This is a genomic window from Rhodanobacter soli, from assembly GCF_039523495.1.
GTDB lineage: Bacteria > Pseudomonadota > Gammaproteobacteria > Xanthomonadales > Rhodanobacteraceae > Rhodanobacter > Rhodanobacter soli.
Map to the genome: position 1 here is coordinate 161,080 of NZ_BAAAFK010000001.1, position 13,142 is coordinate 174,221.

Annotated in this window: 15 protein-coding genes; 7 read left to right on the top strand and 8 right to left on the bottom strand. The window is 65.4% G+C overall.

The features are described 5' to 3' along the window. Positions 1 to 7: 7 nt before the first annotated feature. The 6 genes from ABD024_RS00740 to ABD024_RS00765 all read right to left on the bottom strand — a co-directional run bounded on the left by ABD024_RS00740 (position 8) and on the right by ABD024_RS00765 (position 5,856). Entirely contained in the window at positions 8 to 637 is a 630-nt protein-coding gene (locus ABD024_RS00740) for a 2OG-Fe(II) oxygenase (RefSeq protein ID WP_343848684.1), read from the bottom strand. Between the two features lie 108 nt (positions 638 to 745). Continuing rightward, on the bottom strand, positions 746 to 964 hold the full coding sequence (locus ABD024_RS00745) for a DUF3820 family protein (RefSeq protein ID WP_343848686.1): 219 nt from the start codon (positions 962 to 964) through the stop codon (positions 746 to 748). A 115-nt stretch (positions 965 to 1,079) separates the two neighbouring features. Next, on the bottom strand, positions 1,080 to 1,892 hold the full coding sequence (locus tag ABD024_RS00750; protein ID WP_343848688.1) for a class I SAM-dependent methyltransferase: 813 nt from the start codon (positions 1,890 to 1,892) through the stop codon (positions 1,080 to 1,082). Positions 1,893 to 1,983: 91 nt separating this feature from the next. Continuing rightward, positions 1,984 to 2,112, bottom strand: a complete 129-nt coding sequence (locus ABD024_RS00755; protein ID WP_343848690.1) for a hypothetical protein — start codon at positions 2,110 to 2,112, stop codon at positions 1,984 to 1,986. A gap of 553 nt (positions 2,113 to 2,665) precedes the next feature. Then, positions 2,666 to 3,559: a DUF2971 domain-containing protein gene (locus tag ABD024_RS00760; protein ID WP_343848692.1), complete on the bottom strand. Its 894-nt coding sequence runs from the start codon at positions 3,557 to 3,559 to the stop codon at positions 2,666 to 2,668. 821 nt (positions 3,560 to 4,380) lie between these two features. Next, a complete protein-coding gene (locus tag ABD024_RS00765) occupies positions 4,381 to 5,856 on the bottom strand; it encodes an AAA family ATPase (RefSeq protein ID WP_343848694.1) in 1,476 nt (491 codons plus the stop codon). A 99-nt stretch (positions 5,857 to 5,955) separates the two neighbouring features. On the opposite strand from ABD024_RS00765, the gene ABD024_RS00770 reads away from it, so the two are divergent. The 7 genes from ABD024_RS00770 (at position 5,956) to ABD024_RS00800 (ending at position 10,551) form a co-directional block, all read left to right on the top strand. Further along, positions 5,956 to 7,044 (top strand): PQQ-dependent sugar dehydrogenase, encoded by a 1,089-nt coding sequence (locus tag ABD024_RS00770; RefSeq protein ID WP_343848696.1) that lies wholly within the window; start codon positions 5,956 to 5,958, stop codon positions 7,042 to 7,044. A 144-nt stretch (positions 7,045 to 7,188) separates the two neighbouring features. Beyond that, the gene (locus tag ABD024_RS00775) at positions 7,189 to 7,812 is read left to right on the top strand and encodes a YbhB/YbcL family Raf kinase inhibitor-like protein (protein WP_343848698.1); all 624 of its coding nucleotides are present in this window, start codon (positions 7,189 to 7,191) and stop codon (positions 7,810 to 7,812) included. 140 nt (positions 7,813 to 7,952) lie between these two features. Then, positions 7,953 to 8,108, top strand: a complete 156-nt coding sequence (locus ABD024_RS00780; RefSeq protein ID WP_007510123.1) for a DUF1328 domain-containing protein — start codon at positions 7,953 to 7,955, stop codon at positions 8,106 to 8,108. A 55-nt stretch (positions 8,109 to 8,163) separates the two neighbouring features. Continuing rightward, positions 8,164 to 8,526 (top strand): ElaB/YgaM/YqjD family protein, encoded by a 363-nt coding sequence (locus tag ABD024_RS00785; RefSeq protein WP_343848700.1) that lies wholly within the window; start codon positions 8,164 to 8,166, stop codon positions 8,524 to 8,526. Positions 8,527 to 8,549: 23 nt separating this feature from the next. Further along, complete coding sequence (locus ABD024_RS00790) at positions 8,550 to 9,020, top strand: ABC transporter ATP-binding protein (RefSeq protein ID WP_343848702.1); 471 nt, start codon at positions 8,550 to 8,552, stop codon at positions 9,018 to 9,020. Beyond that, a complete protein-coding gene (locus tag ABD024_RS00795) occupies positions 9,017 to 9,346 on the top strand; it encodes a hypothetical protein (protein WP_343848704.1) in 330 nt (109 codons plus the stop codon). The genes ABD024_RS00790 and ABD024_RS00795 overlap by 4 nt, the downstream gene beginning before the upstream one ends. Further along, positions 9,343 to 10,551 carry an AI-2E family transporter gene (locus ABD024_RS00800; RefSeq protein WP_343848706.1) on the top strand — a complete coding sequence of 403 codons (1,209 nt, stop codon included), beginning with the start codon at positions 9,343 to 9,345 and terminating at the stop codon, positions 10,549 to 10,551. The genes ABD024_RS00795 and ABD024_RS00800 overlap by 4 nt, the downstream gene beginning before the upstream one ends. A gap of 126 nt (positions 10,552 to 10,677) precedes the next feature. Here the strand turns inward: ABD024_RS00800 and ABD024_RS00805 are convergent, their stop codons facing one another. Next, on the bottom strand, positions 10,678 to 11,553 hold the full coding sequence (locus tag ABD024_RS00805) for a PhzF family phenazine biosynthesis protein (RefSeq protein WP_343848708.1): 876 nt from the start codon (positions 11,551 to 11,553) through the stop codon (positions 10,678 to 10,680). Between the two features lie 48 nt (positions 11,554 to 11,601). After that, complete coding sequence (locus tag ABD024_RS00810) at positions 11,602 to 13,032, bottom strand: efflux transporter outer membrane subunit (protein ID WP_343848710.1); 1,431 nt, start codon at positions 13,030 to 13,032, stop codon at positions 11,602 to 11,604. Positions 13,033 to 13,142 lie beyond the last annotated feature (110 nt).

The window sequence follows — 13,142 nt, forward strand, 5'->3', positions numbered from 1 at the left end:
CTTGCGCTCAGGTGGTTGCGCCGAGCGAGCGCTGGCGCATCCAGCAGGCGATGCTCATGCGGTCGCGCGTGGCCGGCAGCACCGCGTGCTCGAACTGCGCGGAGAGGAACAGCAGCAGGGTGCCGGCGTGCGGATAGATGTCGCGGTACGCGCCGTCTTCCAGGTAGAGCCGCAGCGCGCCGCCGTCGGTTTCCTGCCAATTCTCGTTGAGATAGAACACCGCCGAGACCACCCGCGCATCGTTGTCGCGCAGGCGGTCGAGGTGCCGTGTGTAACCGGCGCCGGGCCGATACACCGCGTAGTGCGATTCGCACTCGACCAGGCCCAGCATCAGTTCGCGATTGAGCGCGATGCGCAGCGCGTCGATGCGTTCGGCAAACGCTTGCTGCGGCGCGCTCATGGCGCCGCTGACGAACCAGCGCGTGCTGTCGCCACGCAGCGCCGAGGCGGTATGCGCAGCTCCGGTGCGCGCCGGCAGCAGCAGCTTCGCGTCATGCATCGCCGCGCATTCGCGGGCCAGTGCGCGGGTCTGCGCCGGATCCATCAGGTCCGGTACGAGGCACCAGCCGTCGGCGGCGAGCAAGCTCGCCGCGGCCTTGAAATCGAACCGGTCGGTGGTCATCTGGCGCCCTGGCATGCGCGGAACCGCGGAGTTGCCGATCCGGTGCGGGCCATCGGCGGCCGGCGCTGAAAAGGGTGGATGCAGGGCGGCAGCATACGCTGAAAACCGCACCGGCCCGGCGGCTCAGCGTGGCGGTTGACGCAGTGGATCGAGCAGCGAGGACAGCCCGTTGTGATCCAGCTCCAGCATCAGCGCCAGCAGCCGGCCCAGCTCGCCCTTCGGAAATCCCGTGCGCGCGAACCATGTGAGATACGCGCCGGGCAGGTCGGCGATCAACCGACCCTGATACTTGCCATACGGCATGCGCACACTCACCAGCTTTGGCAGGTCTTCCGGATCCATCACTGTCGTTCCTGTCGTGCTGCTTCACCATCCGACTTCGAGCGCGCCTTTGCCGCCACTTGGCAAATAGGGTGTGCGCTCTCTCAACTATTTATTCAACGGATCCGTGTTGCCCTCATGGCTTCACGAATTTCAACGTCATCCGGTCCGACTCGCCGATCGCCTTCATCTGCGCGTGCTCGCTGTCAGGCCCGGACAGATCCGGTGGCAGGCGGTGCACGTTGATGTCTTCCGGGTCGTTCGGGTTGGCATTGATCTGCGATACGCCGGCCACGCGAAAACCGGTCTTGAGGGCCAGCGCGATCAGGTAATCCTCGGGGAGACGGTGCAATGCCCCGGCGCTTTCCACGCCATCGGCGAACGGTTTGGCGCGGTGTTCGGTGACGCCGAACACGCCGCCGGGCTTGAGCACGTTGAACGCAGCTTTGAACACGGCATCGAGCGTGGCCGGACTGTGGTTGAGCCAGTCGTGCGTGTTGCGGAAGGTGAGCACCATGTCGGCGGAGTGGTCGGCGCCCAGCTTCACCTGATCCGGTGGGGCGAACGGGATGATTTTTGCGATGTGTCCGTATACCGCCGGATCGGCCTTCAGCTTGGCGGCGAACTTCGCGGCTGATGGTGGCGCCGCTTCGATCAGGTGGCCGTGCGCGTGGAGGAACGGCGCGAGGATTTCGGTGTACCAGCCGCCGCCGGGTGCCAGTTCGATCACCGTCATGTTCGGCTTGATGCCGAAGAACTGCAGGGTCTCGACCGGATGCCGATATTTGTCGCGGGCCCGGTTCGCGTCGGAACGCCAGTGGCCATTCACCGCCTGCTGCAGCGCCGCGGTGGTGCTGTCCGGCGCGGTGGCAGGAGTGGCGCTGGCGGCGGCAGGGAGCAGCAAGGCCGCGAGCAGCGGGATGAGCAGCTTGCAGGTACGACGAAACATGGTTCGACCCTCCTGACGATGGGCGTTCAAGACTACGCCGAAACCGAGGGTCGGGGCCGTGCCAGCCCCGTCCTCCGCGGCAACCGCCGCGCTATTTCGCAAACAACTGCGCGCGATCGCCGAACGCCTTGAACTCCAGCGCGTTGCCGCAGGGATCGAGCAGGAACATCGTGGCCCGCTCGCCGGGCTGGCCCGCGAAGCGGATAGGCGGCTCGATCACGAAGCGCGTGCCGGCCGCCGGAGTCGCCGGGGCACTGTTGCGCGGACCGGCCGCGCCGCGCCGGATTCCGCCGAGCGGGACTGAAAGAGTCGAGCGCGGCACTCGGGAGTCCCACGCGCGGCACTCCGGGAGCCAAGCGCCGCTCGAAAAGACCCGGTCTTGGCACTCGGAGAGCCAAGCGCCGCCGGAAAAGAGTCAGGCCTGGTACTCGCGGGAGCCACGCTCCGCCGGCTGGGACCCTCGTTCGGCTGGCGAAGACCCGGCGTCGGGACTCGGAGAGCCAGCCGCCGGTGGAAAAGCGTCGGAGTTGGTACTGGGGAGAGTCGCGGGTGGGTCTTTTTGTCCAGTGCGAATGGCATCCCGGATGCGAGGCAGGGGTCTATTCGAACCACTCGTCGTTTTGGTGCGACCACGTTGGGTCATCCCGTCAGTACGGTTTAGACAGCTTGCGAAAATTTCGCAACGCCCCAGTGTCGGCTTGCGGCCAGAAGCGGTCATTCAGCACTTTGTTTACTGGCGAAGTAACTGCCGCCTTGAACGAATAACTGGGCCATTACATCCTCCGGAAGTGAAGTTCTCGATCGAGGCCAACCGACGTCCGAAAGACAGAGACCTTTGGATAATGGTGGGCCAGTTCGACGAGCTCGGTGGCGTCTTGGTCTGAGACTTGGGGACCCAGATATAGGAAAGCGAGGTCTACCTTCTCAAATCGCCAGTCGCTGAACAGGCCGACATCCCCAGCGTCAGCGTAAGATACGATTCGCCATTCGCGCTCGTAGCTCCAGTCAGCCGCCTTGGTTAGCGTGGCAAGCCTGGTTGTTTCTCGTGCTGCTGCCATCCCGTTTAGGCAGAGCAATCTCGCGATCCCATGATCGGTATATACGTCCGGCTTTTGGTCAAGATACTGAATCTGTTTGGCAATTCGAAAGCAACTGTCCACTTCCTCGGTGCACCGGAAGCCAAGCACAGCGCCTCGATACTTGTCCGCGTAGTGGTACCACATTGCAACATGCTTCTGGCTTTCGGTCAGACAGAGAATTCGCATCATCGGCACCTGCTGCTTCCAATGCTCTCGTAGGTCCTCAAGTAGCGAAGCTTGAATCTTCGGGTTGTCTCTAGTCTCTTGAGTCACTTTACGCATTTCGGCACGAAGCTCTTGAGGAAGGCCGCTCTTAGCGAGAGTCAAGAGTTGACGAAACCTGGGATCAAAATCAGTCAGGTCCGACGGGGGTTGATCCAGATAGGCATCGATACAGTCTGCTGTCGCTTTGGCAATATCATTACTTGTTGAGCCTGCCGCGAGCGTTCTTGGAACGTCGAATGGATCGTTAAACAGAAGTGGCGAACTCCAGCGCAATTTTCCCGACTGGAGCACCAATTTGGCGGTCGAGGCCGGCATGTACTTATAAAAATATTCCCGATCGTGCATGCGAGAAGCGGCGATCATTCGAGCTAACTCCTGCACGCTTACGCGTCCTTGTTTACGACCTCGGTCGCCTTGCGGAATAGATTCATTAGGGTCTGAAATTGAAGATCAGCACTGGCGAACGTAGTGGAACGGTCTCGGTCACAAGAATCCGGGATTGGCTGGTCAGTACTAGCACTAGTGAGCGTATTGTGGCCGACCTTGTAAGGACGTGTCCTCAATGTCCGTTTCGGGTCGAAAGCGGACATCTTTGAGCTTGCGCTCAGCCGTGGCCTTCAATTCGTCTTGGGGCGTAAATGATCCACGCGAGGAACACTACATGAAGGCCTAGCGCAACCAATGCCCCATACCTATTGAGGTTCAGGAGTATGGACATGACCACCGCCATGTACCACGCACCAATAACCAGCGACTTTAGAAATGTGGCTCGCGGCGCGATCCGGCCTGCGCATCGCCGACCGATTCTCATGGAAAGCAGCAGTGCCGGGGTACCAATTACAAGTACGACTATGAGGCCAGGCCCCTTGGGGCCGGAAAACCCCTGCGCCCATTGCCGTATCGGCTCCATGAAGTCGTATAGCCAAAAGCTTATGGCGGCGAGGATGGTCAAGAAGGTTGCGAAAAACCAAGTGGCCATGAGCAGTACTGCATTGAATCTGCGGCCGTCCGCGTTATCAAACGATCCTATCGAGGTGCACTGGATAAATAGGTAATCCAGTGCCTGGCTAACCCTGAGAAGCATATCGCCCCCTGTCGCATTCAACACTTAGGTCTGCTTTGGGTCGAGAACGGGCATTGCCACCAATAAAAACCCACATCGCTCCATCGCTCAATCAGCCCGATCAATCCGCCGCCACACACCGCCCCTGCGCCCACGCGCGCAACGCTTCCACCTGCTCGCGCATCAGCACCGACAACGGTCTGGTCTGCTTCAACGCATTGAGCAATGTCGCCTGCTCCGGTGGCGTGCCGTTGCCGGCCGCATCGTAGAGCGCGCTGACGATGGTCTGTTCGATTTCGGCGCCGGAGAAGCCGTCGCTGGCGGCGGCCAGTGCGGGCAGGTCGAAGCCTGCAGGATCGAGTTTGCGGCGGGCCAGGTGCATCGCGAAGATCTCGCCGCGCACTGATTCCTTCGGCAGGTCGACGAAGAAAATCTCGTCGAAGCGGCCCTTGCGCAGCAGTTCGGCGGGTAGCTCGTCGACTGCGTTGGCGGTGGCGACGACGAAGACCTTGGCCTTGCGTTCGGCCATCCAGGTCAGCAGGTAGCCGAGTACGCGGCGCGACACGCCGCCGTCATCGCCGCCGCCGGCCAGGCCCTTCTCGATTTCGTCGATCCACAGCACGCACGGCGCCAGCAGCTCGGTGCTGGCCAATGCCTCGCGCAGGTTCTTTTCGGTCTCGCCCTGGTATTTGTTGTACAGCGTGCCGAAGTCCAGCCGTACCAGCGGCACGCCGAAGCCGCCGGCGATCGCCTTCGCCGCCAGGCTCTTGCCGCAACCCTGCACGCCGAGCAGCAGCACGCCCTTGGGCGGGTCGAGCGCGGGGTCGGGGGTGGCGGCGAGGAACACCGCGCGCCGGCGCTGCACCCATTCGCGCACGCGGCCGACCCCGGCGATGTCGGCGAAGCTGGCGGTGGCGTATTCGTAGTGCAACAGGCCGGAGCGGTTGAGCAGGTCGAACTTCGACTGCATCAGCTCGGGCAAGTCCTGCGGGCCGAGCGCGCCGTCGTTGTAGATCAGCTTGCGCACGATGCGCCGCGCATCCGGTGCGGACAGGCCGAGCAGGTTGCGCACGATGGTGCGCGCGGCGTCGTTGTCGACCGTGACGTTGCGGCCCTGCTCGCGCTGCCAGGCCACCGCCTCGCCGCGCAGGATGCCGGCCAGCTCCTTGAGGTCGGGCAGCGACAGCGGCACGCGCAGGGCCAGCGCTTCGAGTTCTTCGGGAAGCTCCACTTTGGCGCCGACCAGCACGATGGTGTGCGCGGCCGAACGCTGGCGCTGCACGATCTCGCGCAGCTGGCGCAGGCTCATCGCATAGCGCAGCAGGCTATGGAAGTCGAACATCAGGTAGATGCCGCGCTCGTCCTGCGCGCGGATCGCGTCCAGCGTGGCGGTCGCGTCCGGCGCCACCTCGCCGTCGGTTTGCGCGAAGTCGAGCCGGTCCAGGCCGTCGGTCAGCGTCCAGCGCCACAGCGGACGCAGCGCCTGTGCGATCACGTGGCGGAAGCACTCGATCACCCGCTGCTCATCCACTGTCTCGATCACCAGCAGCGGCGTGGCCGCGCGGACCAGCGTGGTGAGGTCCTCCAATTCGCTCATGTGTCCCCCTTGGAAGGGTGCAGTTTACAGAGCGCGGATGCTTCTGGCTGCGCGCGTACCGGTATACGCTGCAGTTTCCCCACGCCAAGGAGCACTGCCATGCGCCTGCTGCTGTCGTTGTTGCTGGTTGCCCTGTCCCTGCCGGCGCTGGCCGCGCCGCCGCTGGACCGGCTGACCCTGCCGCCGGGTTTCCATATCGCCGTCTATGCCGACCAGGTGCCGAACGCGCGCGAGATCGCGCTGGGCGCGAAGGGCACGGTGTTCGTCGGCTCCAACAGCGCCGGCAAGGTCTACGCGCTGACCGATGCGAACGGCGATGGCGTCGCCGAGAAGGTGCGGGTGATCGCCAGTGGCCTCAAGCTGCCGGTGGGCGTGGCGTTCAAGGATGGCGACCTGTACGTCTCCGCGGTGAGCCGGATTCTGGTGCTGCGCGACATCGAGAACCACCTGGACGACCCGCCGAAGCCCGCGGTGGTCACCGACCAGCTGCCCAGCGAGACCCACCACGGCTGGAAGTTCATCGCGTTCGGTCCGGACGGCAAGCTGTACGTGCCGATCGGCGCGCCGTGCAACATCTGCGACCCGGCACCGGCGCACGGCAAGCTGATCCGCATGAACGCCGACGGCAGCGGCTGGGAAGACGTGGCCCGCGGCATCCGCAACACGGTCGGCTTCGACTGGCAGCCGGGGTCGAAGCACCTGTGGTTCACCGACAACGGCCGCGACCTGCTCGGCGACGACGTTCCCAGCGACGAACTGAACGAGATCACCCGCACCGGCGAGCACTTCGGCTATCCGTACTGCCATCAGGGCGACATCCTCGATCCCGAATTCGGCAAGGGCCACAACTGCAAGGACTACGTGCCGCCGGTGTTGAAGCTCGGCGCGCACGTGGCCGCGCTCGGCATGCGCTTCTATGAAGGCAGGCAGTTTCCGGCCAGTTACAAGGGCGCGATTCTCGTGGCCGAGCACGGCTCGTGGAACCGCACACGGAAATCCGGCTACCGGGTGATGACGGCGCGCCTGAACGGCAGCAAGGTGGTTTCGTACGAGCCGCTGATCACCGGCTTCGAGCAGGACGAAAGCGCCTGGGGCCGCCCGGCCGACGTGCAACCGCTGCCCGACGGCAGCGTGCTGGTCAGCGACGACTTGGCTGGCGCGGTGTATCGGGTGACGTACAAGCCGTGAGTGCGGTGCCATTTTGTTGCAAAGTGCGATTCCTGCCTGCGCAGGAATGACGGTAAAAGATGCGACTTGCGCCCACCTTCGTCATTCCTGCGCAGGCAGGAATCGCACTTCATACGCAATATGCAACCCGAGCGGAGACACCCCATGCAACTACGTAGCGACAACTTCGCCAACGGCCAGCCGATTCCCGCCGAGTTCGCCTTCGGCAAGCGTGACGATCCGTTCGCGCTGTCGGACAACCTCAGCCCGCACCTGGCCTGGAAAAACGCGCCGTCTGCCACGCGCTCGTTCGTGCTCACCTGTATCGACACCGATGTGCCCAGCCGCGGCGACGACGTGAACCAGCAAGGTCGCAGCGTGCCTGCGGACCTGCCGCGGGTGGAGTTCACGCACTGGCTGATGGCGAACATTCCGGCCGAATGCGGCGAGCTTGCCGCCGGCGCCTGCAGCGACCAGGTCACGCCGCGCGGCAAGCGCGAGCCGTTCGGGCCGCCAGGCAGCGTGCAGGGCGTGAACGACTTCACCGGCTGGTTCGCCGGCGATGCCGACATGGGCGGCGAATACCTCGGCTACGACGGACCGTGCCCGCCATGGAACGATGCGCTGCTGCACCACTATCACTTCAAGCTCCATGCACTCGACGTCGCCGCGCTGCCGCTGGGCAAGGGCTTTTCGCTGGCCGAACTGCGCGCAGCGATGGTCGGCCATGTGCTGGCCGAGGCGGAGCTGGTCGGCACCTACAGCCTGAATCCGGCCGTTGCTGGCTGAACGCACGCCGGCGCAAACGTCGGTGTCGCGTGCAGGGCGGCGCCGGCTCTCTTCACACCCGCATGGCACGGGCTGTGGGTGAATGGCCGTACGCGGTCTTCCCCGCCGCGATCGCCCTAACTGCCGAAGAGGATGCCCCCATGCTTCACTACGCCCTGGTTTTCCTGGTCATCGCGATCATTGCCGCCGTGCTCGGCTTTGGCGGCATCGCGGGCGCGGCGACCGGGATCGCGAAGATCCTGTTTATCATTTTCCTGATCCTGGCGATCATCGCGTTCTTCCGCCGCGCCAGCTGACAGCTGTCTGCAGCGCCGCGTTTGCGCCACACTTGAAGTCTTTCCGGAGCATGCAATGAACAAGCAAGTCGAAACCCCCGAACAGCCCGTTGGCAGCCGTATCGACGAGCGCGCCGAGCGGATCAAGCAGGCTACTTCCGAGGCGGTGGCCACGACCAAGGAAAAGGTAGAGCGCGCCGCCGACCACGTCGAGGAAGGCCTGCATCACGCCACCGACAAGGCGGCCGACGCCGCGCACAAGGCCAGCGACAAGGCCGCCCGGGTCAGCGAGCGCAGCCGCGAGGTGTACGACGAAACGGTGGATCGCGCCGATGCGTGGTTGGAACAGGCGCGCGACTACGTGCGCGAGAAACCGGTGCAGTCGGTGGCCATCGCACTGGGTGCGGGCTGGCTGCTCGGTCGTATCCTGCGGCGTTGAACCACGCGGTGCAGGGGCAGGGAATGCGCGACGAGGATGGATCATCCCGCGACGCGGCGGCGCCGGATCCGGCGCCGTCGTCGTCTGGTCTGCTGACCGAGCTGGGCCAGCTCGGCCGGGCGGTGAAACGGTTGTTCGGCGCGCAACTGCATTTGCTGGCGGCGGAGCTGGGATTGGCGCGCAGCGCGATCTCGTGGATGCTGCTGGCCGGCCTGGCCGCCACCGTGGCGGGCGTCGGCCTCGGCCTGACCCTGCTGGGCCTGGTCGGTCTCCTGCTGGCAACCTGGTTCGGCTCGTGGATCTGGGCGCTGCTGGTGCTGGCGGTGCTGCAAGTGCTGTTCCTGCTCGGCGCGATTCTGCTGTTCCGCCGCTGCATGCACTGGATGAGCCTGCCCGCCACGCGTGACGAATGGAGTGCGATGATGCGCGAGACCCTGCACAAGGCCGAAGCGGACGCCGCGGCTGGGCAGGGCGACGGGGAGGATCGGCGATGAGCGTGTTCAAGCAGAACGCCAGGGTGCAGGCCGCGCGCTTGCGCGTGCGCGCGGCGCGGCATGAGCTGAGCACGCCGGCGGCCGCCCTGCTGGCGCGCGGTAGCGAGTATCCGTTGACCACCGTGGGTGTGGCCGCCGGTGCCGGCTTCGTGCTGGGCAGCCTCAACGTGCATCCGCTGCGCGTGCCGGGACTGGTGCCGCTGCTCGGCGGCGGGCTGGCCGAGGCGGTGGCCTATGGCGCGCGGCTGATCGCCGAACTGGGCGCGATGCGGCCGGGTGCCGGCGCCGCCGGCGCGACGGATGCCGGTGGCGGCGAACCTTCATGAGCGACCCCGAAGCGCTCCTGCCGGCGTCGGATGTCGTCGTCGTCGACGTTGCCGCAACCGTGCGACCGGACGTGCCGAATGGGCCAGACGCGCCGAATGAACCCGATGAGCCCAATGAACCGGCAACGCAGAGCGCACGTCGCCTGAACGTGGCACGCGGCACCCGCCGTCACCTGCGCGCGGTGCGCATGGTGCTGAACGGTCTGTTGCTGCTGGCGCTGCTGTACACCATCACGCTGACCAAGGCCTTGCTGATCCCGCTGGTGCTGGCCGCGTTCATCGGCCTGGCGTTGAACCCGATCGTCGCCTTCGGTGCGCGCCTGCGCCTGCCGCGCTGGCTCACCGCCAGCGTGCTGATGCTCGGCCTGATCGTCGGCATCGGCAGCGGCGTGGGCCAGCTGGCACAGCCGGCGATCGGCTGGTTCCATGGCGCACCGACGGCGATCAAGAGCTTCGTGCCGAAACTGCGCAGCTTCACCAAGCCGCTGGAAGCGGCCAACCGCGCCACCCAGACCTTGGTCAGCGGCACCAGTACACGCGCGGCCGCGCCACAGTCCACGCCGGTCTCGATCAGCGCCTGGGACGTGGTCTCCACCGCACCGAAAGTGCTCGCCGCGGTACTCAGCGTGCTGCTGCTGGTGTTCTTCTTCCTAATCTACGGCGATTCGATGCTGCGCCGGCTGGTGGAGATCACCCCCAGCTTCGCCTACAAGCGACATGCGGTGACCATCGTGCGCGGCATCCAGACCGAGGTGTCGCGCTACCTGCTCACCGCGCTGCTGATCAACGCCAGCCTCGGTGCGGTCACCGCTGGCATGCTGTGGCTGTACAAGGTGCCCGATCCGCTGCTGTGGGGCGCGGTGGCGATGTTCGCCAACTTCATTCCCTACGTCGGCGCGATCGTCACCACCACCGTGCTGGCGATCGTGTGCATGCTCTACGCGAACGACGCCAGCCTGGAAGTGTTCCTGCCGGTGCTGACCTTCGCCGGCATCACCGCGGTGGAAGGCAACCTGATCACACCCTTCATCCAGGGCGCCAGCATGCGCCTGAGCCCGATCGCGATCCTGCTGTGGTTGCTGATCTGGGGCTGGCTGTGGGGCATCCCTGGCGCGCTGCTGGCGGTGCCGATGCTGACCTGCACCAAGCTGATCACCGAACGCGTGCGCGGCTGGGAGTGGTTCGCGCACATCGTGCAGCGCTGATGGCCTGGGTCGGGACCGGGGGAGTTCCCCGCAAGAAATCGAGACACCTCTCCCCAACCTGCGGGCTGAACAGGGTTTGCACGTGTTGTGCGGCGATAGCCTCTGCCATGGCGAAGTTGCCAGGTCCTATTCGAACTCGCTCATGATCCGCGCGGTGCCTGAGACGCGGATCGAACTTCCGGGTGTGGTCGGGATTTCAGCCCGCAGGCGGGAGCGCATGCCCATGTCCTCACCCTGCAGCAGATCGATGACGCCGCCGTGGGGCCACTCGATGTCGCGCAAGTAACCGGCAAAAGCCGCCGTCGCGGCACCGGTTGCAGGATCTTCGTAGACGCCGCCGGAGGCGAACGGGTTGCGGGTGTGGAACCGTTGCGAGGTCTCGGCCCAGACCAGCAGGATGGTGACCAGGCCGGCCTGCTTCATCAGGCGACGACCGGTATCCAGGTCGTACTTCATCGCGGCCAGGGTTTCGCGGGATCTCAGGCCCAGCGCCAGGTGGTCTGCGCCACCATGCACGAGGGCCGGGGGAATGCGTGGGTCGAGGTCGTCAGCCGTATAGCCGAACAGGTCGAGGGCGGCGGACACCAGTGGCGCGCGTGCCGGCATGCTTTGGGTGGGTGGAGATTGCAGCGCGGCAGTAATGACCTCGCCGTTTCGGCAGCCTTCGACCGTGATGTCCGCCTGATTGAGAGCGAGCCCGAAAATGCCATCGCCGTGCCGGAGAGCGAGCGCCGCGCCCAGCGCAATCGTGGCATGACCGCAGAACGGCACTTCGGATTCCGGTGAGAAATAGCGTACCCGCCAGCCCGTACCGAGCGGGGCCGCAAAAGCGGTTTCCGAGAACCCGACCTCCGCGGCGACCCGCTGCATCTCGTCGGCATCGGGAAGTTTGTCGGCCAGCATGATACCCGCCGGGTTGCCTCCGCTATTTGCGTCGGAGAAAGCGGCAATTCTCAGTACACCCATGTTCTTTCCTGTGAAGTGATGGAGATCGATGTGCAAATCCGCAGACGTCTGCCGGACGAGATGCCTTGAGCGGCGTATGCAGGCTCAGGGCACGCTCGCGACCGACGAACACGTCTCGTCGCCGCAGGCCTGCCAGCCACCGCCGAGTGCCTTGTACAGCGCCACAGCGCGCGTGTTGATGGCGGTTTCGGCCTGGGCCAGGTCGTCCTCGGCGGCGAGCTGGGTGCGTTCGGCGTCGAGCAGTTCGAGGAAGCCGGTGGCGCCTTCCTGGTAGCGCACGCGGGCCAGGTCGGCGGCGCGCTTGCTCTGCGTGCCCTGCTCGATCAGGTGATCGACGCGCACGCGCTGCTGGTTGAAGCCGGTGACTGCGTTGTCGATGTCCTCGATCGCCAGCAGCACGGATTGCTGATAGCTCGCCTGCGCCGCATCGGCACGTGCCTCGCTGACATGCAGGTTCGCGCGCACGCGCTGCACGTTGAGGCCGGCCCAGCTGATGCTCGGCGCCAGCGACCACGCACGGGTGGCGGGGCTGCCGAAGTCGTTGCTGCGCCCGGACAGGAAGCCGAGGAAACCGCCCAGCGTGAGGTGCGGGAAGAAGTCCGCCTTGGCCACGCCGATGCGCGCGGTGGCGGCGGCGTATTCGCGTTCGGCCATCTGGACGTCCGGACGGCGCGACAACACGTCGCCGGCGTCGCCGATCGGCAGGCTCGTTGCAATCGGCGTGAAGCTCTTCGGCGACACGTCTATGTCGAGCTCGCCGGGGCGTTCGCCCAGCAGTACGGCGAGGCGATACTCGCTGGCGCTGGCCTGGGTCTGCAGCAGCGGCAGTTGCGCCTGCACCGCAGCGAGACGTGCCTTGGCGCTGGCCACGTCCTGCTCGGCGCCGGAGCCTAGCTGCTGGCGTACCTCGGTGAGGTGCACGGTCTGCTGCTGGTTGTCGATGTCGCGCCGGGCGATGTCCAGCCGCAGCTGGCTGCCGCGCAGTTCGAAATAATTGCGCGCCACCTCGGCCAGCAGGCTGACCTGGGCATCGTGCAGCGCCGCCTCGCTGGCGCCGAGGTCGGCGCCGGCCGCTTCCACCGAACGGCGCACGCTGCCGAACAGGTCCAGTTCCCATGACGCGTCGAAGCCGGCCTGGTAGATCGTCGTGGTGCTGCGCTGATCGCTGAAGCCGGGTTGCTGGCCGCGGCTGCGCGTGTAGTTCACGTCGGTGTCGATGGTCGGCAGTTGATCGGACTTTGCGCCGCTGAGCAGGGCACGCGCTTCATGCAGCCGCGCCACGGCGATGCGCAGATCGAGGTTGTTCGCCGCGGCGCGCTGGATCAGCGCGTCCAGGGTGGGATCGTTGAACTGCTTCCACCAGGCGGCCTGGAATTGCGCGTTGTTTTCCTGCGTCGCGTCGAGGCCTTGCAACTGCGGCGCGGCAATCTTCGCGGCGTGATAGTTCGGTCCAACGCTGGCACAGCCGGCCAGTGCGAGGGCGGCGGCCAGCAACGACGCTCGAAGAACCACCATCGTCGTCCCGGCGCTCTTGGCCGTCATCCCGGCGAAGGCCGGGATCGCACTTGCTCGTTTGCTGGTGCGTGCGACAGTGCGATTCCTGCCTTCGCAGGAATGACGAGTGG